General features: G+C 67.1%; 25 protein-coding genes. 8 read left to right on the forward strand and 17 right to left on the reverse strand.

Features of this window, described 5'->3' with window-relative positions; all coding sequences use genetic code 11:
• The first annotated feature begins 26 nt into the window (after window positions 1-26).
• The 3 genes from CFB43_RS11870 to CFB43_RS11880 all read left to right on the forward strand — a co-directional run bounded on the left by CFB43_RS11870 (window position 27) and on the right by CFB43_RS11880 (window position 2021).
• Complete coding sequence (locus CFB43_RS11870; RefSeq protein ID WP_071334714.1) at window positions 27-551, forward strand: gamma carbonic anhydrase family protein; 525 nt, start codon at window positions 27-29, stop codon at window positions 549-551.
• A gap of 25 nt (window positions 552-576) precedes the next feature.
• On the forward strand, window positions 577-1527 hold the full coding sequence (gene hslO / locus CFB43_RS11875) for an Hsp33 family molecular chaperone HslO (protein ID WP_089440497.1): 951 nt from the start codon (window positions 577-579) through the stop codon (window positions 1525-1527).
• Between the two features lie 134 nt (window positions 1528-1661).
• On the forward strand, window positions 1662-2021 hold the full coding sequence (locus CFB43_RS11880; RefSeq protein ID WP_089473144.1) for a hypothetical protein: 360 nt from the start codon (window positions 1662-1664) through the stop codon (window positions 2019-2021).
• A 90-nt stretch (window positions 2022-2111) separates the two neighbouring features.
• On the opposite strand, the gene ftsB is transcribed toward CFB43_RS11880, so the two are convergent.
• The 9 genes from ftsB to CFB43_RS11925 all read right to left on the reverse strand — a co-directional run bounded on the left by ftsB (window position 2112) and on the right by CFB43_RS11925 (window position 13127).
• Window positions 2112-2537, reverse strand: coding sequence for a cell division protein FtsB (ftsB, locus tag CFB43_RS11885; protein ID WP_046546044.1), 426 nt, complete (start codon window positions 2535-2537; stop codon window positions 2112-2114).
• An 81-nt stretch (window positions 2538-2618) separates the two neighbouring features.
• The gene (gene eno / locus CFB43_RS11890; RefSeq protein ID WP_011352544.1) at window positions 2619-3902 is read right to left on the reverse strand and encodes a phosphopyruvate hydratase; all 1284 of its coding nucleotides are present in this window, start codon (window positions 3900-3902) and stop codon (window positions 2619-2621) included.
• 106 nt (window positions 3903-4008) lie between these two features.
• Window positions 4009-4863, reverse strand: a complete 855-nt coding sequence (gene kdsA, locus CFB43_RS11895) for a 3-deoxy-8-phosphooctulonate synthase (RefSeq protein WP_046546045.1) — start codon at window positions 4861-4863, stop codon at window positions 4009-4011.
• Between the two features lie 2 nt (window positions 4864-4865).
• On the reverse strand, window positions 4866-6518 hold the full coding sequence (locus tag CFB43_RS11900) for a CTP synthase (protein ID WP_046546046.1): 1653 nt from the start codon (window positions 6516-6518) through the stop codon (window positions 4866-4868).
• Between the two features lie 181 nt (window positions 6519-6699).
• Complete coding sequence (locus CFB43_RS11905) at window positions 6700-7545, reverse strand: alpha/beta fold hydrolase (RefSeq protein ID WP_089495152.1); 846 nt, start codon at window positions 7543-7545, stop codon at window positions 6700-6702.
• Window positions 7546-7725: 180 nt separating this feature from the next.
• A complete protein-coding gene (locus CFB43_RS11910; RefSeq protein ID WP_089495153.1) occupies window positions 7726-10209 on the reverse strand; it encodes a DNA internalization-related competence protein ComEC/Rec2 in 2484 nt (827 codons plus the stop codon).
• Between the two features lie 57 nt (window positions 10210-10266).
• The gene (locus CFB43_RS11915; RefSeq protein WP_089495154.1) at window positions 10267-11055 is read right to left on the reverse strand and encodes a TatD family hydrolase; all 789 of its coding nucleotides are present in this window, start codon (window positions 11053-11055) and stop codon (window positions 10267-10269) included.
• A gap of 67 nt (window positions 11056-11122) precedes the next feature.
• Window positions 11123-11881: a lipoprotein-releasing ABC transporter ATP-binding protein LolD gene (gene lolD, locus CFB43_RS11920; RefSeq protein ID WP_372684011.1), complete on the reverse strand. Its 759-nt coding sequence runs from the start codon at window positions 11879-11881 to the stop codon at window positions 11123-11125.
• Window positions 11874-13127: a lipoprotein-releasing ABC transporter permease subunit gene (locus CFB43_RS11925; protein ID WP_043190315.1), complete on the reverse strand. Its 1254-nt coding sequence runs from the start codon at window positions 13125-13127 to the stop codon at window positions 11874-11876. Before CFB43_RS11925 ends, lolD begins: the two co-directional genes overlap by 8 nt.
• A gap of 162 nt (window positions 13128-13289) precedes the next feature.
• On the opposite strand from CFB43_RS11925, the gene CFB43_RS11930 reads away from it, so the two are divergent.
• From CFB43_RS11930 to CFB43_RS11950, 5 genes are all read left to right on the forward strand, one after another.
• Window positions 13290-14354: a regulator gene (locus tag CFB43_RS11930; protein ID WP_089495313.1), complete on the forward strand. Its 1065-nt coding sequence runs from the start codon at window positions 13290-13292 to the stop codon at window positions 14352-14354.
• A gap of 14 nt (window positions 14355-14368) precedes the next feature.
• Window positions 14369-16066: a single-stranded-DNA-specific exonuclease RecJ gene (gene recJ, locus CFB43_RS11935; protein WP_089495155.1), complete on the forward strand. Its 1698-nt coding sequence runs from the start codon at window positions 14369-14371 to the stop codon at window positions 16064-16066.
• A gap of 152 nt (window positions 16067-16218) precedes the next feature.
• Window positions 16219-17323, forward strand: a protein-coding gene (prfB, locus tag CFB43_RS11940) for a peptide chain release factor 2 (RefSeq protein WP_111941483.1) whose coding sequence is annotated in 2 segments (ribosomal slippage) — window positions 16219-16299 and window positions 16301-17323 — 1104 coding nt in all. Because the reading frame shifts where the segments join, the coding sequence is not laid out codon by codon here.
• Window positions 17324-17405: 82 nt separating this feature from the next.
• Complete coding sequence (lysS, locus tag CFB43_RS11945; RefSeq protein WP_089495156.1) at window positions 17406-18932, forward strand: lysine--tRNA ligase; 1527 nt, start codon at window positions 17406-17408, stop codon at window positions 18930-18932.
• A gap of 347 nt (window positions 18933-19279) precedes the next feature.
• The gene (locus tag CFB43_RS11950; protein WP_089495157.1) at window positions 19280-20023 is read left to right on the forward strand and encodes a glycine zipper 2TM domain-containing protein; all 744 of its coding nucleotides are present in this window, start codon (window positions 19280-19282) and stop codon (window positions 20021-20023) included.
• A gap of 142 nt (window positions 20024-20165) precedes the next feature.
• On the opposite strand, the gene iscX is transcribed toward CFB43_RS11950, so the two are convergent.
• From iscX to iscR, 8 genes are all read right to left on the reverse strand, one after another.
• Complete coding sequence (iscX, locus tag CFB43_RS11955; protein WP_069621826.1) at window positions 20166-20375, reverse strand: Fe-S cluster assembly protein IscX; 210 nt, start codon at window positions 20373-20375, stop codon at window positions 20166-20168.
• 19 nt (window positions 20376-20394) lie between these two features.
• The gene (gene fdx, locus CFB43_RS11960; protein ID WP_011352558.1) at window positions 20395-20736 is read right to left on the reverse strand and encodes an ISC system 2Fe-2S type ferredoxin; all 342 of its coding nucleotides are present in this window, start codon (window positions 20734-20736) and stop codon (window positions 20395-20397) included.
• An 88-nt stretch (window positions 20737-20824) separates the two neighbouring features.
• Window positions 20825-22693 (reverse strand): Fe-S protein assembly chaperone HscA, encoded by a 1869-nt coding sequence (gene hscA / locus CFB43_RS11965; RefSeq protein ID WP_089495158.1) that lies wholly within the window; start codon window positions 22691-22693, stop codon window positions 20825-20827.
• A 54-nt stretch (window positions 22694-22747) separates the two neighbouring features.
• Complete coding sequence (gene hscB, locus CFB43_RS11970) at window positions 22748-23275, reverse strand: Fe-S protein assembly co-chaperone HscB (RefSeq protein ID WP_089495314.1); 528 nt, start codon at window positions 23273-23275, stop codon at window positions 22748-22750.
• Between the two features lie 97 nt (window positions 23276-23372).
• Entirely contained in the window at window positions 23373-23696 is a 324-nt protein-coding gene (gene iscA / locus CFB43_RS11975; protein WP_012492710.1) for an iron-sulfur cluster assembly protein IscA, read from the reverse strand.
• Between the two features lie 64 nt (window positions 23697-23760).
• A complete protein-coding gene (iscU, locus tag CFB43_RS11980) occupies window positions 23761-24168 on the reverse strand; it encodes a Fe-S cluster assembly scaffold IscU (RefSeq protein ID WP_089425757.1) in 408 nt (135 codons plus the stop codon).
• A 68-nt stretch (window positions 24169-24236) separates the two neighbouring features.
• The gene (locus CFB43_RS11985) at window positions 24237-25460 is read right to left on the reverse strand and encodes an IscS subfamily cysteine desulfurase (RefSeq protein ID WP_046546057.1); all 1224 of its coding nucleotides are present in this window, start codon (window positions 25458-25460) and stop codon (window positions 24237-24239) included.
• A 64-nt stretch (window positions 25461-25524) separates the two neighbouring features.
• Complete coding sequence (iscR, locus tag CFB43_RS11990; RefSeq protein WP_009691731.1) at window positions 25525-26064, reverse strand: Fe-S cluster assembly transcriptional regulator IscR; 540 nt, start codon at window positions 26062-26064, stop codon at window positions 25525-25527.
• Window positions 26065-26106: the final 42 nt, after the last annotated feature.

Consider the following 26106-nt stretch of genomic DNA (forward strand, 5'->3'; position numbering starts at 1 on the left):
AATCATCGAAGAGACAAGGAGACTCCGTGACGATCTACAAGCTGGGCGATACGGCCCCGACGATCCACGAAAGCGTATTCGTCGCCGATACGGCGGCCATCATCGGCAAGGTCGTGCTCGAGGAGAACGCGAGCGTCTGGTTCGGCGCGACGATTCGCGGCGACAACGAGACGATCACCGTCGGTGCGGGCAGCAACGTCCAGGAAGGCGCGGTCCTGCACACGGACCCCGGCTTTCCGCTGACGATTGCCGAAAACGTGACGATCGGGCATCAGGCCATGCTGCACGGCTGCACGATCGGCGAGGGTTCGCTGGTCGGTATCCAGGCGGTGGTCTTGAATGGAGCGGTAATCGGCCGCAACTGTCTGGTTGGTGCCGGCGCGGTCGTGACGGAAGGCAAGACGTTCCCGGACAACTCGCTGATTCTCGGCGCACCGGCGAAAGTCGTGCGCGAGCTGTCGGCGGAAGACATTGCGCGGCTGCGCACGAACGCGAAGACGTACGTCGAGCGGCGTGCGCATTTCAAGGAGCAACTCGTGCGGATCGGGTGATTCGCACGGATTTCAAGGAAGAAGAGTGAGCGACCAGTTACAGAAATTCATGTTCAATGCGGCGCCCGTGCGCGGCGAGATCGTTTCGCTGCGCAATACGTGGCAGGAAGTGCTCGCCCGCCGCGACTACCCTGCCCCGGTGCGCACGATCCTCGGCGAGATGATGGCCGCGTGCGCGCTGCTGTCCGCGAACCTGAAATTCAACGGCACCCTGATCATGCAGATCTTCGGCGACGGGCCGGTCCAGATGCTGGTCGTCCAGTGCGGTTCGGATCTGTCGATGCGGGCCACCGCGAAGTTCGCCGGCGACTCCGCCCAGACGATCGGCGACGACACGCGCTTCGCGTCGCTCGTCAACGCGAGCGGCCACGGCCGCTGCGTGATCACGCTCGACCCGGCCGACAAGCTGCCGGGCCAGCAGCCGTACCAGGGCATCGTGCCGCTGAACGGCGTCGACGGCCCGCTTGAATCCGTCTCGCAGGTGCTCGAGCATTACATGCATCACTCGGAGCAGCTCGACACGCGGATGTGGCTCGCGGCCGATCGCGACCGCGCGGTCGGCATGCTGCTGCAGAAGCTGCCGGGCGACGGCGGCATCGTGCCGCGTAACGCCGAAACCGATACCGATACGTGGGAGCGCGTCTGCACGCTCGGCGGCACGCTGTCCGCGCAGGAACTGCTCGAGGTCGAACCGGAAGTCGTGTTCCGCCGGCTGTTCTGGCAGGAAAACGTGCAGCACTTCGAACCGGCCGGCACGCGCTTCCAGTGCTCGTGCTCGCGCGAGAAGGTCGGCGCGATGCTGCGCATGCTCGGCCGTGAAGAAGTCGACAGCGTGATCGTCGAGCGCGGCCATGTCGAGATTCATTGCGAGTTCTGCAACCAGCGCTATGAATTCGATCCGGTCGATGTCGCGCAGCTGTTCGCGGCACCCGGCGTCGAGACGGGCATTGCGCCCGCGACCGAGCAGCGTCACTGATCAGTGGCCCGATGCCCCCCATCCGGGCACGGGCGCATAATGACGCACGAGCGTCGCACGCAAGGCTCCGGCGCCGAAGTCACGCACTTCGGCGCAAGCCGCTTCCCGTCGTCGGCGCGCTGCAGGAGAAACACATGAGCCCGCTTCATCGTCCGTTCCGCACCATCGTCCTGACGAGCGTTGCCGCCGGCACGCTCGCGCTGGCCGGCTGCGCGATGCCGCCGCCGACTTCCACGATCCTGAGCCGCCTGCCCGAACCCGGTGCATCGGGCGGCCAGCCGCCCGCGCTGTCGAGCGCCGAACGCAAGCGCTATGACGAGATCGACCAGCAGGTGCTGCGCGAACAGAACAGCGCGATGGCAGCCGAGGCCGCCGCGCGCGCATGGGCCTATTACTCGCCGCCGCCGGTGACGGTCTACGGCGGGTATTACGGCGGATGGGGCAATCGCTGGGGCTCGGGCATCAGCTACGGCTACCCGGGATGGTGGTGGTGAGCGTGCATCGCCCAGCCGATTGACTACCGGCAGGAAATAAAAAAGCGCGGCATTTCCCGCGCCTTTTCAATGGGTTCGAGCAATCGTGCATCAGTGATGCGCGGCCTTGCCCTTGTCGCCGCCATGATGCCGCGACGGCTTCGCGATCGACTGCGGATTCGGCACGACACGCACCGGTGCCGCGGAGACGGCGCCGCGCGTCGATGTATTCGACGGCGTGTTGTTCAGCGGAACGGCAGGCGCATTCGGCGACACGAACTGCACGAATACCTCGCCGTCCTTCACCATGCCCATCTCGTAGCGCGCGCGCTCCTCGATGGCTGCGGTGCCGCCCTGCAGATCCTGTACTTCGCCTGCGGTGCGCTCGTTGCGCAGCTTCTCGTCCGCGTTCTTCTGGAGCTGGTCGTCGAGCTGCTGACGCAATTCATGCACCCGCAGCCAGCCGCCGTGTCCCCACCATAGGGGGTACTGAATGAGCGCCAGCAAGGCAATCAGGACGACAGTGACAAGCCGCATGTAAGAACCGCAGATATAAGAAGCGCCGCTCCGCGCACATGCACAGAGCGGCGTCGATATGACGAACCCGATAGTAGCGCGTTAGCGCAGGTTATAGAAAGCCGATTTACCCGGGTAGCTTGCGATGTCGCCGAGATCTTCCTCGATGCGCAGCAGCTGGTTGTACTTCGAGATGCGGTCGCTGCGCGACAGCGAACCCGTCTTGATCTGACCGGCGTTCAGGCCGACCGCGATGTCCGCGATCGTCGAATCTTCCGTTTCGCCCGAGCGGTGCGAGATCACGGCCGTGTAGCCCGCGCGCTTCGCCATTTCGATTGCCGCGAACGTTTCGGTCAGCGTACCGATCTGGTTGATCTTGATGAGGATCGAGTTCGCGATGCCCTTCTCGATGCCTTCCTTCAGGATGCGCGTGTTCGTGACGAACAGATCGTCGCCGACCAGCTGCACCTTCTTGCCGAGGCGATCGGTCAGCAGCTTCCAGCCTTCCCAGTCGCTTTCGTGCATGCCGTCCTCGATCGATACGATCGGGAACTTGTCGGCGAGCGTCGCGAGGTAGTCGGTGAATTCGGCCGACGACAGTTGCAGGCCTTCGCCCGCGAGCTGGTACTTGCCGTCGTGGTAGAACTCGGATGCCGCGCAGTCGAGTGCGAGCAGCACGTCTTCACCGGCACGGTAGCCGGCCTTCTCGATCGCCTGCAGGATCGTCGACAGGCATTCGTCGTTGCTGCCGAAGTTCGGCGCGAAGCCGCCTTCGTCGCCGACTGCCGTGCTCATGCCACGGTCGCTCAGGATCTTCTTCAGTGCGTGGAACACTTCCGCGCCGCAACGCAGGGCTTCACGGAACGTCGGCTGGCTCACCGGGACGATCATGAATTCCTGGATGTCGAGGCTGTTGTTCGCGTGCGCGCCGCCGTTGACGATGTTCATCATCGGCACCGGCAGTTGCATCGCACCCGAACCGCCGAAATAGCGGTACAGCGGCAGGCCGGCCTCTTCGGCGGCTGCCTTCGCGACGGCCATCGACACGGCCAGCATCGCGTTCGCGCCGAGACGCGACTTGTTGTCGGTGCCGTCCAGCTCGAGCAGCGTCTTGTCGAGGAACGCCTGTTCCGACGCGTCGAGGCCCATGATGGCTTCGGAGATTTCGGTGTTGATATGCTCGACTGCCTTCAGCACGCCCTTGCCGTTGTAGCGGCCGGCTTCGCCGTCGCGCAGTTCGATCGCTTCACGCGAGCCGGTGGACGCGCCCGACGGCACCGCCGCGCGGCCCATCGTGCCCGATTCGAGCAGCACGTCGCATTCGACGGTGGGGTTGCCGCGCGAATCCAGAATCTCGCGGCCGATGATATCTACGATTGCACTCATGGGTTTCCTCTGAGAATGACGATGGATTCTTCAAACTGCGACGGCGCGCGCGCCCGAACCGCTTTCGCTACAGACGCGCGAAGCCGTCGCAAGGTTCATTCGATCTTTAATTGAAATCGTTTTCCAGGAACGGATTGCGCTTCACCGCCTGGTCGAGCGTGACGAGGGTCTCCAGCAGCGCACTCATCCGGTTCAGCGGCACCGCGTTCGGGCCGTCCGACTTGGCTTCGGCCGGATTCGGGTGCGTCTCCATGAACAGGCCCGCGACGCCCGTCGCGACCGCCGCACGCGCGAGCACCGGCACGAATTCGCGCTGGCCGCCCGAGCTCGTGCCCTGCCCGCCCGGCAACTGCACCGAGTGGGTCGCATCGAACACGACCGGGGCGCTCGTCTCGCGCATGATCGCGAGCGAACGCATGTCCGACACCAGATTGTTGTAGCCGAACGAGACACCGCGCTCGCACGCCATGAAGCGGTCTTCCGACAGCCCCGCTTCACGGGCCGCTTCGCGCGCCTTGTCGATCACGTTCTTCATGTCGTGCGGCGCGAGGAACTGGCCCTTCTTGATGTTGACGGGCTTGCCCGAGCGCGCGCACGCATGGATGAAATCGGTCTGGCGGCACAGGAACGCCGGCGTCTGCAGCACGTCGACGACCGACGCGACCTGCTCGATCTCTTCGATCGAATGCACGTCGGTCAGCACCGGCAGGCCGAGCTGGCGCTTCACCTCGGACAGGATCCGCAGGCCCTCGTCCATTCCGAGGCCACGGAACGACTTGCCCGAGCTGCGGTTCGCCTTGTCGTAGGACGACTTGTAGATGAACGGAATGTTCAGCTTCGCGCAGATCTCCTTCAGGCGGCCGGCCGTGTCGATCGTCATTTGCTCCGATTCGACGACGCAGGTACCCGCGATCAGGAAGAAAGGCTTGTCGAGACCGACCTCGAAATCGCACAGCTTCATGCTTACACTCCGCGCGCTTGTTTGTTGACAAGCGCAGCTTCGACGAACGACTTGAAGAGAGGATGACCGTCACGCGGCGTGGACGTGAATTCCGGGTGGAACTGGACGCCGACGAACCACGGGTGCATCGAACGCGGCAGCTCCATCATTTCCGGCAGATCCTCGCTCGGGGTACGGGCGCTGATGATAAGGCCGCCGGCTTCGAGCTGGGGCACGAAGCGGTTATTGACTTCATAACGGTGGCGATGGCGCTCGTTCACGTCCTTGCCATAGATCTCTTCCGCCATCGTGCCCGGCTTGATCGGGCAGCGCTGCGAACCCAGGCGCATCGTGCCGCCGAGATCGGATTCCTCGGTACGCGTCTCGACCTTGCCGTCGCGGTCGTACCACTCGGTGATCAGCGCGACCACGCGTTCCGGCGTGTCCGGCTCGAATTCCGTGCTGTTCGCCTGCTTCAGGCCGACGACGTCGCGCGCGAACTCGATCACCGCGAGCTGCATGCCGAGGCAGATGCCGAGATACGGCACCTTGGCTTCCCGCGCATAGCGGATCGCCGCGATCTTGCCTTCCGTGCCGCGACGGCCGAAACCGCCCGGCACCAGCACGGCGTCGAGATGCTTCAGGCTGTCGACACCGTTCGTCTCGATCTCTTCCGAGTCGATGTATTCGATGTTGACCTTGGTCGACGTGTGCAGCGATGCGTGGCGCAGCGCCTCGATCAGCGACTTGTACGACTCGGTCAGGTCGACGTACTTGCCGACCATGCCGATCGTCACTTCGTGCTTCGGGTTCTCGAGCTTCTCGACCAGCTCCGACCACATGGTCAGGTCCGCGTCCTTCGGCGACAGCTTCAGTTCCTCGCAGATGATGCGGTCGAGGCCCTGGTCGTGCAGCATCTGCGGAATCTTGTAGATGCTATCGGCGTCCCACACCGAGATCACGGCGTCTTCCGGCACGTTCGAGAACATCGAGATCTTCTTCGATTCGTCGTCCGGAATGCGGCGGTCCGCACGGCACAGCAGCACGTGCGGCAGGATGCCGATCTCGCGCAGCTTCTGCACGCTGTGCTGGGTCGGCTTCGTCTTCAGTTCGCCGGCGGTCGCGACGTACGGCACCAGCGTCAGGTGCACGAAGCACGCGCTGTTGCGGCCGAGGCGCAGGCTCATCTGGCGCGCGGCTTCGAGGAACGGCAGCGATTCGATGTCGCCGACCGTGCCGCCGATCTCGACGATCGCGACGTCCGGCTCACCGCAGGTGGCCGACGCGGCCCCGCGCTCGATGAACGCCTGGATTTCGTTCGTGATGTGCGGAATGACCTGCACGGTCTTGCCGAGATAGTCGCCGCGGCGTTCCTTGCGGATCACCGATTCGTAGATCTGGCCGGTCGTGAAGTTGTTGGCCTTGCGCATCTTCGTGCTGATGAAGCGCTCGTAGTGGCCGAGGTCGAGGTCGGTCTCCGCTCCGTCTTCCGTCACGAACACTTCGCCGTGCTGGAACGGGCTCATCGTGCCGGGGTCGACGTTGATGTACGGATCGAGTTTGAGGAGGGTGACTTTCAGACCGCGCGATTCAAGGATCGCGGCGAGGGAAGCGGCGGCAATACCCTTGCCAAGGGAAGAAACTACGCCGCCGGTGACGAAAACATATTTGGTCATCGCTGGATGCTCGCGGGAAAAACGGATTATACCGTAAAGCCCGCCCTTCTCTCAGCAATTGACTCGATGATCGCGCCCTTTCGCGCCGCCTCGCACCAGCCGTGCGCGCCGGGACGCAGCCGCCCGCCGGCCGGTGCAACCGCGCGTGCCGGAGGCGGCGCCCCGGCCGCCAAACCCTGCGTCAGGCGCGCTTCGCGAGCGGGGTGACTGCGTGTGACACATCGCCCTCGGCCGCCCTCAGCGAATTCAGCATCCGCTGCAATGCGCGCGCGGTCTCGAGCGGCCGCTCCATCGGAAACAGGTGGCTGCCTTCCAGCCATTCGACGCGGCCGCGCGCCGCGCGGCGTGTCGCATCGAGCCCGACCTGGCGCACCTCGCGCGAACGCGTGCCGGCGAGAAAGCCGAGCGGCACCGGCGCGCCGTGCGCGAGCCGCGGGCCGAGCGTATGCGGCAGCGTCCGGTAGATCAGGTATTCGACCTGCCGGTCGAACGCGAGCGAGCGCTCGCCGTCGGCGCCGACCTGCGGGATCCCGTAGTCGATGTAGTCGGCCAGCATCCGTTCGTCCCAGCGGGCGAACGCCGGTTTCTCGCGGAAGTGCCGCCAGACTTCGTCACGGCTGACCCAGTGCGTACGCCGGTTGCGCGTCGCGGCGGCGGGCGACAGCCGCTCGTCGAGCCCCGCCCACTGGCTCGCGCGCAATGCGCCGGCGCGCCAGCCCGCGATGATCGGCGAATCGATCATCACGACGCCGCGCACCCATTGCGGCTTCTTCAGCGCGGCCATCAGCGACAGGTAGCCGCCGAGCGAATGGCCGACGAGCCAGACGGGACGCTCGTAGCGGCTGCCGATGTCGTCGAGCAGTTGCTCGACGAGATGCGGCCAGTCGCGCGTCACCGGGTAGCGGCGGTCGTGGCCGATCCGTTCGATGTAGCGCAGCTCGTAGTCGTCGGCCAGTTCGGCGAAGATCGTGCGGTACGTCGATGCCGGAAAGCCGTTCGCATGCGAGAAGTGGAGGATGTCCTTCAAACGCCGATGTCTCCTTTGTCGACCCGAGTAGGCGCTTCAGCGCCTACTCCGGCCCCATGCTTGGCGGTCGACCGGAGTCAACTTCTCCAGTCTCATGCTTCGCGTTCTGCCGGGGCCCACGCTTCGGCATTGAGCGCGGATCCCGGGCCATCTTTATTGATACGCCGGCTTTCGCCGCGCTCACCGATCCATCCAGTACCGTCGCCAGACGTCGCGATGACGCTCGAAGGCAAACCCGCCGTCGGCCGGCGCGACGTCGAATCGCACGGCGCCGTCGCGATCGGTGCGCGGCAGCGGGATCCCGCGCGCCGCGTAACGGGCGAGCACCGTCCGGTGCGGATGCCCGAAACGATTGCGATAGCCTACAGGAAATACCGCGACGCGCGGCCCGACCGAATCGAGGAAAGGCTCGACCGACGACGTACGGCTGCCGTGGTGCGGAACGACCAGGATCCGTGCGGCCAACGCGTCGGGCGCAGCGTCCACGAGCCGGCGTTCGCCGCTCGCATCCACATCACCCGTCAGCAGCGCGGACGTCTCGCCCGCGTCGATGCGCAGCACACACGACCGCCCGTTCGACGAGCCCGCGCCCGGGCCGCCTTGCGGCCACAGCATCGTGAACGCGACGCCGTCCCAGGTCCAGCGCTGCCCGGCCGCGCACGGCAGCCGGTCGGCGACGCCGGCGGCTGCCGCATCGCGCCACAACCGGCTGTTCGGCACGATGCCGGCCAGCAGCTGGCGCACGTCGGCTGCCGCATAGACGGCCGTTGCACCGCCCGCGTGATCGGCATCCGCGTGACTGAGCACGAGCGAATCGATCGCCGCGATGCCGCGTGCACGCAACGCCGGCGCGACGATCCGCGCGCCGGCGTGGGTCGACTCCGCGCCCGGCCCCGCATCGAACAGCAAGGTGCGCCGCGCGGTCTCCACCAGCACCGACGCGCCCTGCCCGACATCGAGCACGGTCAGTCGGAAGCCGCCCGGCGGCGGCGCATCAGATGCCGGCGCGACGAGCGGCAGCCACGTGATCGGGGCCGCCCAGCGCAACGGCCAGCCGCGCGGCATCAGCGCCCATGCGACGCCCACGCAGGCCAGCACCAGCACCGGCCAGTCGGGCATGCGCAGCCAGAACACGCCGGCCGGCCAGCCGGCGAGGTATCCGAGCAGCGTCATCATCGGTTCGAGCGCCGCGTGCGCAAGCCGGAACGCGTACGCATCGAGCGGCGCGGGTAGCGCGATTCCCGCCAACACGACCGGCGTCACGACCGAACTGACCCACGGAATCGCGAACGCATTGCCAAGCGGACCCGACAGGGATATCTGCGCGAACCAGGCAGCCGTGAGCGGTGCGAGACCGATCGTCACCGCGTACTGCACGCGCGTGGCCTCGGCGATCCGGCGCCCGGCGCGGGCACCCCACGCGCGCAACCGGCTCGACAAGCCGGCCGTGCCGTCGCCCTCCTCGTTTTCCGTATCAACCTCACGCACGCCACGCCAGCCGGCGACGGCCAGCAGGATCACGGCGACCGCCCCGAACGACAGCCAGAATCCGGCCGACAGCACGGCCCACGGGTCGGCAAGCAGCACGCCGCCGAGCGCCGCGCACAGCACAGCGGAAGTCGGCACGCTGCGCCCGGCCAGGTACGCAATGCCGCCGGCCGCGATCATCCACCATGCGCGCTGCGCCGGCACGTTGAAGCCCGCGAGCGCCGCATAGCCGGCCGCAGCTGCCAGCGCGGCGAGCGCGGCCGCGTACGGCGCCGGAAACACGAGCGTTGCGGCCCGTGTGCGCCAGCGCAGGCGGCGCCAGACCATCGACACGAGCCCGCCCGCGATCGCGCCGACGAGCCCGACATGCAGGCCGGAAATCGCAACGAGGTGGCTCGTCCCCGTGCTGCGCAGCACGTGCCAGTCATCGTCGCCGATGCCCGACTGGTCGCCGATCGCGAGCGCGGTGACGATGCCGCGATGGCCCGCGTCGCTGCCGAGCGACTCGTCGATACGCGTGCGCAGCGCGTCGCGCAGCCGATCGATCGACGCACGCCATCCCGCGGCGCGCGCATCGAGCAATTCCGCCCGCCGGGGCGCGCTCACATACCCGATCGCGCGAATGCCTGCGGCCAGCCACGCCGCCTCGCTGTCGCGCACACCGGGATTGGCCTCGGCATGCGGGCGCTTCAGGCGCACGACGAAACGCCAGCGCTGTGCGGCGCGCAGGTCGGGAAGTGGATCGCGTGTCGCCGATGCGCCATATGCGCGCCACGACAGCCGGATCAACGGCGGAAAACGGGCCAGCCCCGCATCGTTCGACTCGACCGCGAACAACAGCCGCGCACCTGTCTCGTCGACCACGGGCAGCCCGCGGATCACGCCGGTGACGACGATGTCGCGCCCTTCCCACTCGACGGGCAGGCTGTCGCGCAGTCGCCATTCGGCCCGCGCGGCCGCGTAGCCGAACCCTGCATCGCAGGCCGCGAGCGCACACAGCATCCATCCGAACATGGCGGTCGTGCGCGTACGCTGACGACGCATGCACCACACGCTCAGCACCGCGCAGCCCGCGAGTACGGCCCCTCCAATCGTCCATGCGAGCGCACCCGGCAACGCCGCCTGCCGCTGCAGTACGGCCACGCCGAGCGCGAACGCGATCCACCACACGCGCATCGCCCCTCCTCGTCGACCCGGCGCCACCATCGAGAATGCGGCGCCTCAGGGCAACGATTATGCGGACGAAAGTGCGAGTCGCGGCAGCGCGGCGAGCGCGTTAGCCGAAGTGCATAGGGACACCGCGCCGGCGTCGATCCCGCGCAGTTCGGCGAGCACGTCGCCGATGCGCGGCACCTGGTCGGGCGTGTTGCGGGATTTGTACGCCCATTCGGGCGCGATGTCGGGGGCGTCCGTCTCGACGACGATCGCCTCGAGCGGCAACTGCGCCGCGAGCCGGCGGATCTGCAGCGCGCGCGTAAAGGTCACGTTGCCGCCGAAACCGAGGTGCAGCCCGTGCGCGAGATACGCCTCGGCCTGCTGGAAACTGCCGTTGAACGCATGCGCGATACCGCGCCGCACGCCGAAACGGCGCAGCCCGGCGAGCACGCGATCCTGCGACTTGCGCACGTGGCACAGCACGGGCAGGTCGAATTCGCGCGCGAGCTTGAGTTGCCCCTGGTAGAAGAACTGCTGCCGGTCCTCGTCGAGCCCCGGCACGAAATAGTCGAGCCCGATCTCGCCGATCGCGACGAAGCGCGGATCGTCGAGGCTCGCCTCGATCTCCATGCGCAGCCGGTCGAGATCCTCGTCGCGTGCGCGTGGCGTATACATCGGATGGATGCCGAGCGCGTAGACCGCGCCCGGCGTGCGTTGCGCGAGTTCGCGCACCGTCGTGAAATTGTCGCGCCCGACGCTCGGGATCACGATGCGCGACACGCCGGCCGCGCGCGCCGCGTGCGCGACCGCGTCGCGGTCGGCGTCGAACTCGGCGGCATCGAGATGGCAGTGCGTGTCGATCCACATGGCGGCAGTCCTGCGCGCCGGCGCCGCACCGGGACCACCCCGGCAGCAGGCCAAGCGCGTTCGCTTCTTACACCGGCAGTGCCGGCTCCTCGTGCAACACGCCGTCGCGCAGCCGCATGATGCGGTCGCAGCGCGCGGCGAGATCGGGATCGTGCGTGACGATCACGAAGCTCGTCTCGAGCGTTTCGGACAGCTCGAGCATCAGGTTGAACACCGTATCGGCCGTCGTGCCGTCGAGGTTGCCGGTCGGCTCGTCGGCGAGCACGCACGCGGGCTTCGTGACCAGCGCGCGCGCGATCGCGACGCGCTGCCGCTCGCCGCCCGACAGCTCGCCCGGCCGGTGCTTCGCGCGCGGGCCGAGACCGACACGTTCGAGCATCGCCTGTGCCTGCTCGCGCGCGTCCTCGGTCGTCATCCGGCGAATGCGCAGCGGCATCGCGACGTTGTCGAGCGCGGTGAACTCGGGCAGCAGATGATGGAACTGGTAGACGAAGCCGAGCGCACGGTTGCGCAGTTCGTTGCGCTCGCGCTCGGCGAGTTGCGTGAACGGCTTGCCGAGCAGCGACACCTCGCCCGCGCTCGGCTCGTCGAGCCCGCCCAGCACGTGCAGCAGCGTGCTCTTGCCGGAACCCGACGCGCCGACGACCGCGAGCTTCTCGCCGCGCCGCACCGTCAGCTCGGTATTGTTGAGCACCTGCACGTTGAAGCCGCCCTGCACGAATGCCTTCGTGATCCCGCGCGCCTGAAGCACGTATTCCTGCATACCGGCCGAATCCTGTCTGTTGTGTTGTTTTGCATCCGCGAATGCGGTCGCGCGATCATTCATAGCGGAGCGCCTCCGCCGGCTTCACCTTCGCCCCGCGCCAGCTCGGATAGAGCGTCGCGACCGCCGACAGCGCGAACGCGATCAGCCCGATCCGGATCACGTCGCTCGCGACGAGTTCGGACGGCAGCTCGCTGATGAAGTACACGGACGGCGGCAGGAACTGCACGCCGAACAGGTGCTCGATCATCGGGATCAGCCACGGGATGCTCCACGCGATCAGGCAGCCGAGCGCGACGCCCGACGCCGTGCCGACGAAGCCGATCGTCACGCCCTGGACGACGAAGATCTTCATGATCGACCCCGGCTGCGCGCCGAGCGTGCGCAGGATCGCGATGTCGGCCTGCTTGTTGGTCACCGTCATCACGAGCGACGACACGAGGTTGAACGCGGCCACGGCGATGATCAGCGTGAGGATGATGAACATCATCCGCTTTTCGATCTGCACGGCCGAGAACCACGTCTTGTTCTGCTGGGTCCAGTCGCGGATGTACAGGCTGCCCGACAGCGTATGCGACAGCTCGACCGCCACGTCCGGTGCCTTCTGCATGTCCTTCAGCCGCAGCCGCACGCCGGTCGGTGCGGCCATCCGGAACAGCGCCTCGGCGTCGCGGATGTTGATCATCGCGAGCGTGCTGTCGTATTCGTAGTGCCCGGACTCGAACACGCCGACGACCGTGAACTGCTTGAGCCGCGGCATCATGCCGGCCGGCGTGATCGACCCTTCCGGCGCGACCAGCGTGACCTTGTCGCCGACCGTCACGCCGAGGTTGCCCGCGAGCGCATCGCCGAGCACGATGCCGAACTGGCCCGGCACCAGCGCGCCGAGCTGGCCCGCCTTCATGTCCTTGCCGATGTCCGACACCTGCGGCTCGAGCGTCGGCTCGACGCCGCGCAGCATCACGCCGCTCACCGCGTCCTGGCGGGTGAGCAGCGCCTGCGCGTCGACGTACGGCGCCGCGCCGATCACCGACGGATTGCGGCGCGCTTCCTGTGCGGTCAGTTGCCAGTCGGGCATCGAGCCCGTCGGCGAGAACACCTCGACGTGCGCGAGCACCGACAGCATGCGGTCGCGCACTTCCTTCTGGAAGCCGTTCATCACCGACAGCACGACGATCAGCGCCGCGACGCCGAGCGCGATCCCGAGCATCGACACGAGCGCGATGAAGGAAATGAAGCCGTTACCGGTCGTGCGTTTGCCGGCGCGCGTGTAGCGCCAGCCGATCTGCCATTCGTACGGAAGTTTCAAGCGAATCCTTTCTACTGGTTACGGCGGGGAGGCGCCCCGCGGCCGGACCGCCGCCCGGTGGCGGCCACCGGCCCGGGCACGGTCGAAAAACGGCCGCCGGACGCGAACGGGCCGTCAGCCGGCCCGATCACGCGCGCAGTTTGCCATACAATGCGCACCATCATGCACGACCGACGCCTCCATTTTCTCGTTCCGTTCGCGCTGCCGTCGGCGGCCGATGCGGCCTCGTCCCTGCACACGCTGGACAGCCCCGCGCTCGAAAAGTTGCTCGCCCGCGCCAGCCTCGTCGAGCGCGTGGCCGGCGAGGACTTCCAGCGCACGCTGCCGCACGAACGCTGGCTGGCCCGCCAGTTCGGCGCCACCCAGGGCAACGCCGCGGACGAGGCGCCGCTCGCGCCCTACATGCTGCTGGCGGACGGCGGCGACCCCGGCGCGCAAGCGTGGGCCTGCGTCGAGCCCGTTCACGTCGAAATCGCGCACGATCACCTGGTGCTCGTCGATCCGGCGGCCCTCGCGCTCGACGAAGGCGACGCCGCCGCGCTGCTCGCAGTCGCGCGGCCGCTGATCGAGGAGCTCGGCGTCCGGCTCGAGGCGCCGAACCCGTCACGCTGGTACCTGTCGAGCGAGCAGCTCGCCCGCCTCGCCGGCGCCGCGCCGCTGCGCGCGAGCGGCCGCAACATCGAGATCTGGCTGCCGCACGAGGCCCATACGGGCGAACGCTCGCGGATGTGGATGAAGCTGCAGAACGAGGTGCAGATGGCCTGGTTCCAGCATCCGGTCAACGAGGCCCGCGAGGCGCGCGGCCTGCCGGCCGTCAATTCGATCTGGTTCCATGCGCAGGGCACGCTGAAGCCGGTCGGCAAGCCGTTCGCGCGCGTGCTGTCCGCGTCGCCCGCGGCGCTCGGCCTCGCGCGCGCCGCGCACGCCGACGCCGGCGCGCCGCCGGCCGCGTTCGGCACGCTGCCCGCCGCCGATGGCGCGACGCTCGTCGAACTGCCCGCGCTGACCACCCCGTTCATCGAGCAGGACTGGGCGCGCTGGCACGACGGACTCGCCGCGCTCGAGCGCGACTGGTTCGCGCCGGCCCTTGCCGCGCTACAGAACGGCGAGCTCGCGAGCGTCGATTTCACGCTGTGCGGCGACACGAGTTCCGTGACGCTGCACGCGACGCGCGGCGACCTGCGCAAGTTCTGGCGCCGCCGCGCGCTGGCCTCCCTGTTCGAATAACAAAGCAGACCCGTATGACCCGGATCGTTACCCGTCCCGTCGCGCCCGCCGACGCCGAAGTGCTCGCGCGCCATGGCCTGCATCCCGTCCTTGCACGCCTGTACGCGTCGCGCGGCGTGCAGTCCCCCGCCGACATCGAGACCGCGCTGGCGCGACTCGTTCCGCCCACCGAGCTGAAAGGCTGCGCCGACGCTGCATCGCTGCTCGCCGACGCGATCGCCGACAAGCGGCGCCTGCTCGTCGTCGCCGACTACGACTGCGACGGTGCAACCGCATGCGCGGTCGCGGTGCGCGGCCTGCGGATGTTCGGCGCGCAGATCGACTACCTGGTGCCGAACCGATTCGAATACGGCTACGGCCTCACGCCCGAGATCGTCGAACTCGCCGCCGCGCGCAAGCCCGACCTGCTGATCACCGTCGACAACGGCATCGCGAGCGTCACGGGCGTCGAAGCCGCGAACGCGCGCGGCATCGACGTGCTCGTGACCGACCACCACCTGCCCGGCGACGCGCTGCCCGCCGCGCGCGCGATCGTCAACCCGAACCAGCCCGGCTGCGCGTTCCCGAGCAAGCACCTCGCCGGCGTCGGCGTGATGTTCTACGTGCTGCTCGCGCTGCGCGCCGAGCTGCGCCGCCGCGGCGCGTTCGCGAGCAAGGAAGCCGAGCCGCGCCTCGACGGCCTGCTCGACCTCGTCGCGCTCGGCACCGTCGCCGACGTCGTGCGGCTCGACGGCAACAATCGCGTGCTGGTCGCACAGGGGCTGCAACGCATCCGCAACGGCCGCATGCAGCCGGGCGTCGCCGCGCTGTTCCGCGCGGCCGCGCGCGAAGCGCGTACGGCCTCGGGCTTCGACCTCGGCTTCGGCCTCGGCCCGCGCCTGAACGCCGCCGGACGGCTGTCCGACATGTCGCTCGGCATCGAATGCCTGATCACCGACGACATCGGCCGCGCGTGGGATCTCGCGCAGCAGCTCGACGTGATGAACCGCGAACGCCGCGAGATCGAGGCCGGCATGCAGCAGCAGGCGCTCGCCGATCTCGCCGACGTCGATCCGGCCGACGCGTGCACGATCACCCTCTTCAACCCCGAGTGGCACCAGGGCGTGATCGGCATCGTCGCCGGCCGGCTCAAGGAAAAATTCCACCGCCCGTCGTTCACGTTTGCGCACGCGGACGACGAAGGCAAGCGGGTCAAGGGCTCGGGCCGCTCGATTCCCGGCTTCCACCTGCGCGACGCGCTCGACCTCGTGTCGAAACGCGAACCGGACCTGATCGTCGCGTTCGGCGGCCACGCAATGGCGGCCGGCCTCACGCTCGACACCGGGAACGTGCCGCGCTTCGCGGCCGCGTTCGAGGCCGTCGCGCGCGAATGGCTGTCCGACGACGCGCTGGCCCGCGTGATCGAAACCGACGGCGAACTCGAGGATGCGTACTTCACGCCGCAGTTCATCGGGCTGCTCGACGAGGCCGTTTGGGGGCAAGGCTTTCCGGCCCCGCTTTTCTCCGGCGAATTCGACGTCGTGTCGCAGTCGCTCGTGAAGGAAAAGCACCTGAAGCTGCAACTGGCGCGCGGCCGCCAGCGCTTCAACGCGATCTGGTTCAATCACACGGAGCCGCTGCCGGAGCGCGCGCTGGTCGCCTACCGCCTCGTCGCCGACACGTGGAACGGCGTCACGCGCGTCCAGCTGATCGTCGAACACGCGGCCGGCTAGGCGCGGGCCGCCCGGCCTGTATTGCCCGCCGATGCATGCACGCCGCGCCGGACGGGGCCGCGGCGCGCGTGCGAGCACCGTTTGCGTCACCGGGCAACCCCGCCGATCGGCTATAATTCCGCTTTTTTACGAAGCAAGAATAGCGAACGATCATGGAAGCGGAACGTCTCAACGCGATCGAAAGCTCCCTGCTCGACCTGCGCAACCGCGCGGGCGAGCTCCGGGGGTATCTTTGACTACGACGCCAAAGCTGCGCGTCTGACCGAAGTCAACAAGGAACTCGAAGACCCGAACGTCTGGAACGATTCGAAGAACGCCCAGGCGCTCGGTCGCGAGAAGAAGCTGCTCGAGGGCGTCGTCACGACGCTCACCGCGCTCGATGGCGACCTGCGCGACGCGCTCGACCTGTTCGAGCTGGCCCGCGAGGAAGGTGACGAGGACACGCTCGTCGCGTCGGAAGAAGACGCCGCGAAGCTCGAGGCACGCGTGGGCGACATCGAGTTCCGCCGGATGTTCTCGAACCCGGCCGACCCGAACAACTGCTTCATCGACATCCAGGCCGGCGCCGGCGGCACCGAGGCGTGCGACTGGGCGTCGATGCTGCTGCGCCAGTACCTGCGCTACTGCGAACGCAAGGGCTTCAAGGCCGAAGTGCTCGAAGAGTCCGACGGTGACGTCGCCGGCATCAAGAACGCGACGGTCAAGGTCTCGGGCGAATACGCGTACGGCTTCCTGCGCACCGAAACGGGCATCCACCGCCTCGTGCGCAAGTCGCCGTTCGACTCGTCGGGCGGCCGCCACACGTCGTTCTCGTCGGTGTTCGTGTACCCGGAAATCGACGATTCGATCGAAGTCGAGATCAACCCGGCCGACCTGCGCATCGACACGTACCGCGCATCGGGCGCGGGCGGTCAGCACATCAACAAGACCGACTCCGCGGTGCGGATCACGCACATGCCGACCGGTATCGTCGTGCAGTGCCAGAACGACCGCTCGCAGCACCGCAACCGCGCCGAAGCGATGGCGATGCTGAAATCGCGCCTGTACGAAGTCGAAATGCGCAAGCGCCAGGCCGAACAGGACAAGCTCGAATCGAGCAAGACCGATGTGGGCTGGGGCCACCAGATCCGTTCGTACGTGCTTGACCAGAGCCGCGTGAAGGACCTGCGCACGAACGTCGAAATGAGCAACACGCGCGCCGTCCTCGACGGCGACCTCGACGACTTCATCAGCGCGAGCCTCAAACAGGGCGTGTAAGCGCCGCGGCGCGACCCTGCCGGGTCGCGCCCCCTTGCCCTTCCCGTTTGCGTTGCCGCACCCACTCCGAATTCCGACCATCATGACCGAACCGACCCAAACGCAGCCCGCCGTCGTCGCGGACGAAAACCAGATCATCGCCGAGCGCCGCGAGAAGCTGCGCGCCCTGCGCGAGCAAGGCGTCGCCTACCCGAACGATTTCCGCCCGGAACATCACGCAGCCGATCTGCAGACGAAATTCGCCGACTCGGACAAGGCCGCGCTCGAAGCGAACCCGGTCGAGGTGTCGGTCGCCGGCCGCATGATGCTCAAGCGCGTGATGGGCAAGGCAAGCTTCGCGACGGTGCAGGACGGTTCGGGCCAGATCCAGTTCTTCGTGACGCCGAACGACGTCGGCGCGGAAACCTACGACGCATTCAAGAAGTGGGACCTCGGCGACATCGTCGCCGCGCGCGGCGTGCTGTTCCGCACCAACAAGGGCGAGCTGTCGGTCCAGTGCAAGGAACTGCGCCTGCTGTCGAAGGCGCTGCGCCCGCTGCCGGACAAGTTCCACGGCCTGTCGGACCAGGAAATGCGCTACCGCCAGCGCTACGTCGACCTGATCGTCACGCCGGAAACGCGCGACACGTTCCGCGCCCGCACCAAGACGATCGCGTCGATCCGCAAGTTCATGGACAACGCCGAGTTCATGGAAGTCGAGACGCCGATGCTGCACCCGATCCCGGGCGGCGCGGCCGCGAAGCCGTTCGTCACGCATCACAACGCGCTCGACATGCAGATGTTCCTGCGCATCGCGCCGGAGCTGTACCTGAAGCGCCTGATCGTCGGCGGCTTCGAACGCGTGTTCGAAATCAACCGTAACTTCCGGAACGAAGGCGTGTCGCCGCGTCACAACCCGGAATTCACGATGATGGAGTTCTACGCCGCGTACACCGACTACCGCTGGCTGATGGACTTCACCGAGCAGCTGATCCGCCAGGCGGCGATCGATGCGCTCGGCACCGCGACGATCCAGTACCAGGGCCGCGAGCTCGACCTGGCGAAGCCGTTCCACCGCCTGACGATCACGCAGGCGATCCAGAAGTACGCACCGGACTACACCGACGGCCAGCTGTCGGACGACGCGTTCCTGCGCACCGAACTGAAGCGCTTCGGCGTCGACGTGTCGCAGCCGGCGTTCCTGAACGCAGGCATCGGCGCGCTGCAGCTCGCGCTGTTCGAGGAAACGGCCGAAGCGCAGCTGTGGGAGCCGACCTTCATCATCGACTACCCGGTCGAGGTGTCGCCGCTCGCACGCGCATCGGATACGGTGCCGGGCATCACCGAGCGTTTCGAGCTGTTCATGACCGGCCGCGAAATCGCGAACGGCTTCTCGGAGCTGAACGATCCGGAAGACCAGGCCGCGCGCTTCAAGAAGCAGGTCGAACAGAAGGACGCAGGCGACGAGGAAGCGATGTTCTTCGACGCCGACTACATCCGCGCGCTCGAATACGGGATGCCTCCGACCGGCGGCTGCGGAATCGGCATCGACCGTCTCGTGATGCTGCTGACCGACAGCCCGACGATCCGCGACGTGCTGCTGTTCCCGCACCTGCGCCGCGAAGACTGAACGCTGCGCCCGCGTGTGCGCCGCGCCCTGCGGTGCGCACGCGTCAGCTTTGTAACGACGCGTAAATCCCGCCAGCCGGCGTCCGCCGGCTTTCGATCCTCCCCCGTTTTATCCCCTCGTCGCGACGGCCTTTTCCGGGTTTTCCCTGTCATGGCTGCCGATGCTCCGCTGCAATTCGTTACACCTTGATACGGCGCGCCGCTGGGCCGTGGACGACACTCCTGTTGCGTCACCACGCATGACCACGGGACCAGAACGAGGCGCCGGAACGCCGAGTCTGCTCGCTCCCGAGCGTGGGATCCTGCTCCGGCGCAGCGCGCCGATCCGGATCGACATTGGAGAACAAAATGGACAACCAGAATCAGACCACGCCGCAAAAGCAACGCCTCCACCCGCTGATCGCCACCGCGGCCGGCGCCGTCATCGTCGCCAGCCTCGCGGCGACGGCAGCGATCACGGGCGTCTTCCCGAAGGCCAACAGCAACAATGCGCAGAACGGTCAGACCCAGGCCGCGCTGATCGCATCGCAGCCGGCCGTCGATACGGCCGCGGCCGCCAGCGCCGCGCTGGCCGCGCAAGCCCAGCAGCAGGCGGCCGAACAGGCCGCCGCGCAGCAGAAGGCTGCCGAGCAGAAGGCCGCCGTCGCGCAGGCTGAACCGAAGCCCGCGCCGCGCCCGGCCGCGCCGCATCGCCGTCATACGACGGCACCGCAGCCGCCGCAATACGCGCAGCAGCCGTCGGCCCCGGCCCAGAGCTACTGCCAGAGCTGCGGCACGGTCGTCGCGATCTCGCAGACGCGCACGCCGGGCCAGAGCTCGGGGATCGGCGCCGTGGGCGGCGCTGCAGCCGGCGGCCTGCTCGGCAACCAGTTCGGTCACGGCAACGGCCGCACCGCGATGACGATCATCGGCGCGCTGGGTGGCGGCCTCGCCGGCAACCAGGTCGAAAAGCAGGTGCGCGCGGAAACCGACTATCAGGTGCAAGTGCAGATGGAGAACGGCGCGACGCGCACGTTCACGTACCACAACCCGCCGCCGTTCGGCCAGGGCCAGCGCGTACGGATCGAGAACGGCACGCTGGTCGGCGCGTAATCGCCAGATCGCGTCGGCTCCCCCTGCCCGCATGTCGTGCGCGTGCAGGCGGCCTGAAAACGAAAACGGCTCGTGAGCAATCTCACGAGCCGTTTTTTCATTGCGCCCTGCGCGCCCATGCGGCGCACACGGTGCCCATCGGTCAGTCTTCGTCGTCGAAGTCCGATTCGTCGATCCAGTGGGCCTGGATCGCTTCGAGGATCTTCTCGCCGGAGTGCGCCGGATCGTCGTTGAAGCCGTCGAGCTCGAGCACCCATTGGCGCAAGTCGACGAAGTTGATCCGCTGCGGGTCGATGTCCGGGTGCTTGTCCGCCAGCGCAATGGCTATTTCACGCGAATCGGTCCATTTCATCGCCTGCCTCCGGTTCCTGTCAGTGGTTTTCCTTCGCGTGGTTGATCGAGTACTTCGGAATCTCGACCACCAGGTCCGAATCTTCCTTCACGATCGCCTGGCACGACAGGCGCGACGTCGGCTCGAGGCCCCACGCCTTGTCCAGCAGATCGTCCTCGTCCTCCTCGGACGGCGTCAGATCGTTGAAGCCTTCGCGGATCACCACGTGGCACGTCGTGCACGCGCACGACTTCTCGCATGCATGCTCGATCTCGATCCCGTGTTCGAGCAGGTTGTCGCAGATACTCTTGCCGGGCGTCGCGTCGATCACCGCGCCATCCGGGCACAGTTCGACGTGAGGCAGCACTACCAGTTGAGGCATGTCCGTTCCGTCAGTCAGGGTGCGGCGCCAGGCGCCGCACGGTTCATTGTCGCGCGGGCCGTTGCCGGCCGATGCGCAGTTCGTGAGTTCAGATCTCGTCGAGCCGGCGGCCCGACAGCGCACGCTTGATGCTCTTGTCCATCCGGCGCGCCGCGAATTCATCGGTGCCGTCGGCCAGCGCCTTGGTCGCCGCTTCGATCGCGTTCGTATCGTCGCCTTGCGCGACCGCGCGCAGCGCGGCGGCCAGCGTGTCGACTTGCGTGCGCTCGCTCGCGTCGAGCAGTTCGCCGTCGGCCGCCAGTGCGGCCTGCGTCGCCTCGAGCATCCGCTCGGCCTCGACTTGCGCTTCGCGCAGCGCGCGGGCGCGCATGTCGATCTCGGCGGTCTTGAAGCTGTCCTCGAGCATCTTCGCGATGTCGTCGTCGGCAAGACCGTACGACGGCTTCACGACGACCGACGCCTCGACGCCCGACAGCTGCTCGCGGGCGAACACCGACAGCAGGCCATCCGCGTCGACCTGGTAGGTCACGCGAATGCGCGCGGCGCCAGCCGTCATCGGCGGAATGCCGCGCAGCTCGAAACGCGCGAGCGACCGGCAATCGGCGACGAGTTCACGCTCGCCCTGCACGACGTGGATCGCCATCGCGGTCTGGCCGTCCTTGAAGGTCGTGAATTCCTGCGCGCGCGCGATCGGAATCGTCGAGTTGCGCGGAATGATCTTCTCGACGAGGCCGCCCATCGTCTCGACACCGAGCGACAGCGGAATCACGTCGAGCAGCAGCCAGTCGTCGCCGGTGCCGCGATTGCCTGCGAGCAGGTCGGCCTGGATCGCCGCGCCGAGCGCAACGACCTGATCCGGATCGAGGTTCACGAGCGGCGGCTGGCCGAAGTACTTCGCAACTGCGTCGCGAATCACCGGCATGCGCGTCGCGCCGCCGACGAGCACGACACCCTTGATGTCGGCCGGCGCAACCTGTGCATCGCGCAGCGCCTTGCGGGTCGGCGTGAGCGTGCGCTGCACGAGCGGCTCGACGAGCGACGCGAACGTGTCGTGCGAGATCGTCTGCACGAGGTGCGCGCCACCCGACAGCGTGACGTCGAGCGACGCCTCCGGTGCGGACGACAGCGCTTCCTTCAGCACGCGCACACGGTCGAGCAGCAGGCGCACGTCCTCGGGTGCGAGCGTCTTCGCGTCGATGCCGGCCTGCGCGAGCACGTGATCGAACAGCGCATGGTCGAAATCGTCGCCGCCGAGCGCGGAATCGCCGCCCGCGGCCAGCACTTCGAACACGCCCTTCGTCAGCTTCAGGATCGACAGGTCGAACGTGCCGCCGCCGAGGTCATACACCGCATAGAGGCCTTCGGCCCCGTTGTCGAGCCCATAGGCAATCGCCGCGGCGGTCGGTTCGTTCAGCAGGCGCAGCACGTTGAGGCCCGCGAGGCGCGCCGCATCCTTGGTCGCCTGGCGTTGCGCTTCATCGAAATACGCGGGCACCGTGATCACCGCGCCAACCAGGTCGTCGCCGAGCGAATCTTCCGCGCGATAACGCAGCGTCGCGAGAATCTCGGCCGACACCTCGACCGGGCTCTTCACGCCGTCGATGGTACGGATCTGCACCATGCCCGGCGCATCGACGAATTCGTACGGCGCGTTCGCCGCGCCTTCGACCTCGGCCTTGCCGCGGCCCATGAAGCGCTTGACCGACACGATCGTGTTGCGCGGATCGGTGGCGGCCTGCTCTTTCGCCTCGTGGCCGATGCGGCGGCCGCCCTTCTCGAGGTAGCGGACCACCGACGGCAGCAGCACGCGGCCCGTTTCGTCCGGCAGGACTTCAGGCACGCTGTTGCGCACGGCCGCGACGAGCGAATTCGTCGTGCCGAGATCGATCCCGACGGCGAGTCGCCGCTGATGCGGCGCCGGCGCCATGCCCGGTTCGGAAATTTGCAGTAAAGCCATCTTGGTTCGTTCGGGCGCTCGGCCCGTTTGCTGCGCGTGCCGCAAGGCACGCGGTTAAGTTTCGAGGCGCTCGATCTGCGCGCCCACTTCCGACGCGACCCGTTCGATGAACATCAGCTGGCGGACGGCCTCGGCGGCCGCCTGATCGGCGCCGCTGTCGAGCAGCGTGCCGAGGCGCTCCACCCGCACGCGCCGCTCTTCGCGCAACTCGGCGAGCAGCACGTCGAGCGCGTCGACGTTGCGGGCGGCCGCGGCATCCTCGATGCCCTCGCGCCACTCCATCTGCTGCATCAGAAACGCAGGCTCCATCGCGGTGTTGTTTTCCGCGCCGATGTCGACACCGCGCAGCGACAACAGATACGACGCGCGCTTCAGCGGATCGCGCAGCGTGCGATACGCTTCGTTCGCGCGGGTGGCCCATTGCATCGCGATGCGCTTCTGCGCGTCGCCGGCCGCCGCGAAGCGGTCCGGGTGCACCTGCGTCTGCACCGTCCGATACGCGGCGTCGAGCGCCGTCTCGTCGAGCGCGAATTGCGCCGGCAGGTGAAACAGGTCGAAATGGCTGTCTTTCAGCGAGACCATCGTCGCGTTCAATTCCGTTTCGTCGCGCGGCAAACGCCGCACATTAAAAAGGCGGCCCGTGCCGCCTCTTGCCCGCATCGCGCGGAGACCCGCGTGATCACACGCGGAACGATTCACCGCAGCCGCACTCGTCCTTCACGTTCGGGTTGTTGAACTTGAACCCTTCGTTCAGGCCTTCGCGTGCGAAGTCGAGCTCGGTGCCGTCGATGTAGGCCAGGCTCTTCGGATCGACGATCACCTTCACGCCATGGCTCTCGAACACCTGATCCTCGGGAGCGAGCTCGTCGACATACTCGAGCTTGTACGCGAGCCCCGAGCACCCGGTCGTGCGAACGCCAAGCCGCAGACCCATACCCTTGCCGCGACGGACGAGGTATTTCTGGACGTGCTGTGCTGCTTTTTCGGTCAGTGTAATTGCCATGATGTCCTTGCCGCGGCGCGCCACCGGGGCCCGCCGCGTTCCTTCTGAAGCCGCTCGATGCCGCTCAGGCTGCTGCCTGATCGCCTGCCGTGGTGTCGTGACGCTTCTTGTAGTCGGCCACGGCTGCCTTGATCGCGTCTTCCGCGAGGATCGAGCAGTGAATCTTCACCGGCGGCAGCGCGAGTTCTTCCGCGATCTGCGTGTTCTTGATCGACAGTGCTTCGTCGAGCGTCTTGCCCTTCACCCATTCGGTGACGAGCGAGCTCGATGCGATCGCCGAACCGCAACCGTAGGTCTTGAACTTCGCGTCTTCGATCACGCCGTCCGCGCCGACGCGGATCTGCAGCTTCATCACGTCGCCGCAGGCCGGCGCGCCGACCATGCCCGTGCCGACCGTGTCGTCGTCCTTCGCGAACGAACCGACGTTGCGCGGGTTTTCGTAGTGATCCAGAACCTTGTTGCTGTAAGACATGACTCAGACTCCTTGACTCGTTACGTCTGCGTGCGCGAATCCGCCCGCGGGTATGTTCAATCCGGCGCTCAGTGTGCGGCCCATTCGATCGTCGACAGATCGATGCCTTCCTGGTGCATTTCCCAGAGCGGCGAGAGTTCGCGCAGCTTCGCGATCTTGCTGTTCAGCAGGTTGATCACGAAGTCGACTTCCTGCTCCGTCGTGAAGCGGCCGACCGTGAAGCGGATCGAGCTGTGGGCCAGTTCGTCGTTGCGGCCGAGCGCACGCAGCACGTACGACGGCTCCAGCGACGCCGACGTGCATGCGGAGCCCGACGACACCGCGACGTCCTTGATCGCCATGATCAGCGACTCGCCTTCGACGAAGTTGAAACTGATGTTGAGGTTGTGCGGGACACGGCGCTCCATGTCGCCGTTCACGTACGTTTCCTCGATTTGCGACAGGCCGCGCAGCAGCTTGTCGCGCAGCATGCGGATGCGCTCGTTTTCCGTCGCCATTTCTTCGCGTGCGATACGGAACGCTTCGCCCATGCCTACGATCTGGTGCGTCGCCAGCGTGCCCGAACGCATGCCGCGCTCGTGGCCGCCGCCGTGCATCTGCGCTTCGATGCGCACGCGCGGCTTGCGACGCACGTACAGCGCACCGATGCCCTTCGGGCCGTAGGTCTTGTGCGCCGAGAACGACATCAGGTCGACCTTCAGCTTCGCGAGGTCGATCGCGACCTTGCCGGTCGACTGTGCGGCGTCGACGTGGAACACGATGCCCTTCTCGCGGCAGATCTCACCGATCGTCTCGATGTCCTGGATCACGCCGATCTCGTTGTTCACGTGCATCACCGACACGAGGATCGTGTCCGGGCGCAGTGCGGCCTTGAACACGTCGAGGTCGATCAGGCCGTCATCCTTCACGTCGAGGTAGGTGACTTCGAACCCGTCGCGCTCGAGCTCGCGGCAGGTGTCGAGCACGGCCTTGTGCTCGGTCTTCACCGTGATGATGTGCTTGCCCTTGCCCTTGTAGAAGTTCGCGGCACCCTTGATCGCGAGGTTGTCCGATTCCGTTGCGCCGGACGTCCAGATGATCTCGCGCGGATCCGCGTTCACGAGCGCGGCCACGTTCTCGCGCGCCTCCTCGACCGCACGCTCCGCGTCCCAGCCATACGCGTGGCTGCGCGACGCCGGGTTGCCGAACTGCTCGCGCAGATACGGCACCATCTTGTCGACCACGCGCGGGTCGACCGGCGTCGTCGCGCTGTAATCCATGTAGATGGGCAGGTGGAGAGTGTCTTGGGTCATCTGTCGCTCCGGGAATTCTGTGCAGGGACTATGTGCGTTATGGGGTATGGCGGCGCCTTCGCGCTCACGAACTCGCGATGTTGAACACCGAATTGGGGCCGAGCGGCATCGTGCGAACCGGCTCGGCCGGTGCCGCAACGGGCTCCGGCGTCCGCCGGTCGCGCAGCACCGCTGGTGCGCCCTCGCGAGCGCGCTGCTGATCGACGAGATCCTGCAGCGACACCGAATCGAGGTATTCGACCATCTTCTGGTTCAGCGTCGACCACAGCTCGTGCGTCATGCAATGGCCGTCTGGCTGTTTCGAGCCGTCGCACGTGCCTTTGCCGCCGCACTGCGTGGCGTCGAGCGGTTCATCGACCGCGATGATGATGTCGGCAACGGTGACGTCCTGCGCGCGACGCGCGAGGTTGTAGCCGCCGCCCGGGCCGCGCACGGATTCGACGATTTCATGCCTGCGCAGCTTGCCGAACAGCTGTTCGAGATACGAGAGCGAAATCCGCTGGCGCTGGCTGATGCCTGCAAGCGTCACCGGGCCCTGCTCCTGGCGCAGTGCCAAGTCAATCATCGCCGTGACGGCGAAACGGCCTTTGGTGGTGAGTCTCATGGTGTCTAGGGGACTGCAATCTTGACGATTTTGGTCAAGTAT

This window comes from Burkholderia sp. AU15512, from assembly GCF_002223325.1.
Lineage (GTDB): Bacteria > Pseudomonadota > Gammaproteobacteria > Burkholderiales > Burkholderiaceae > Burkholderia.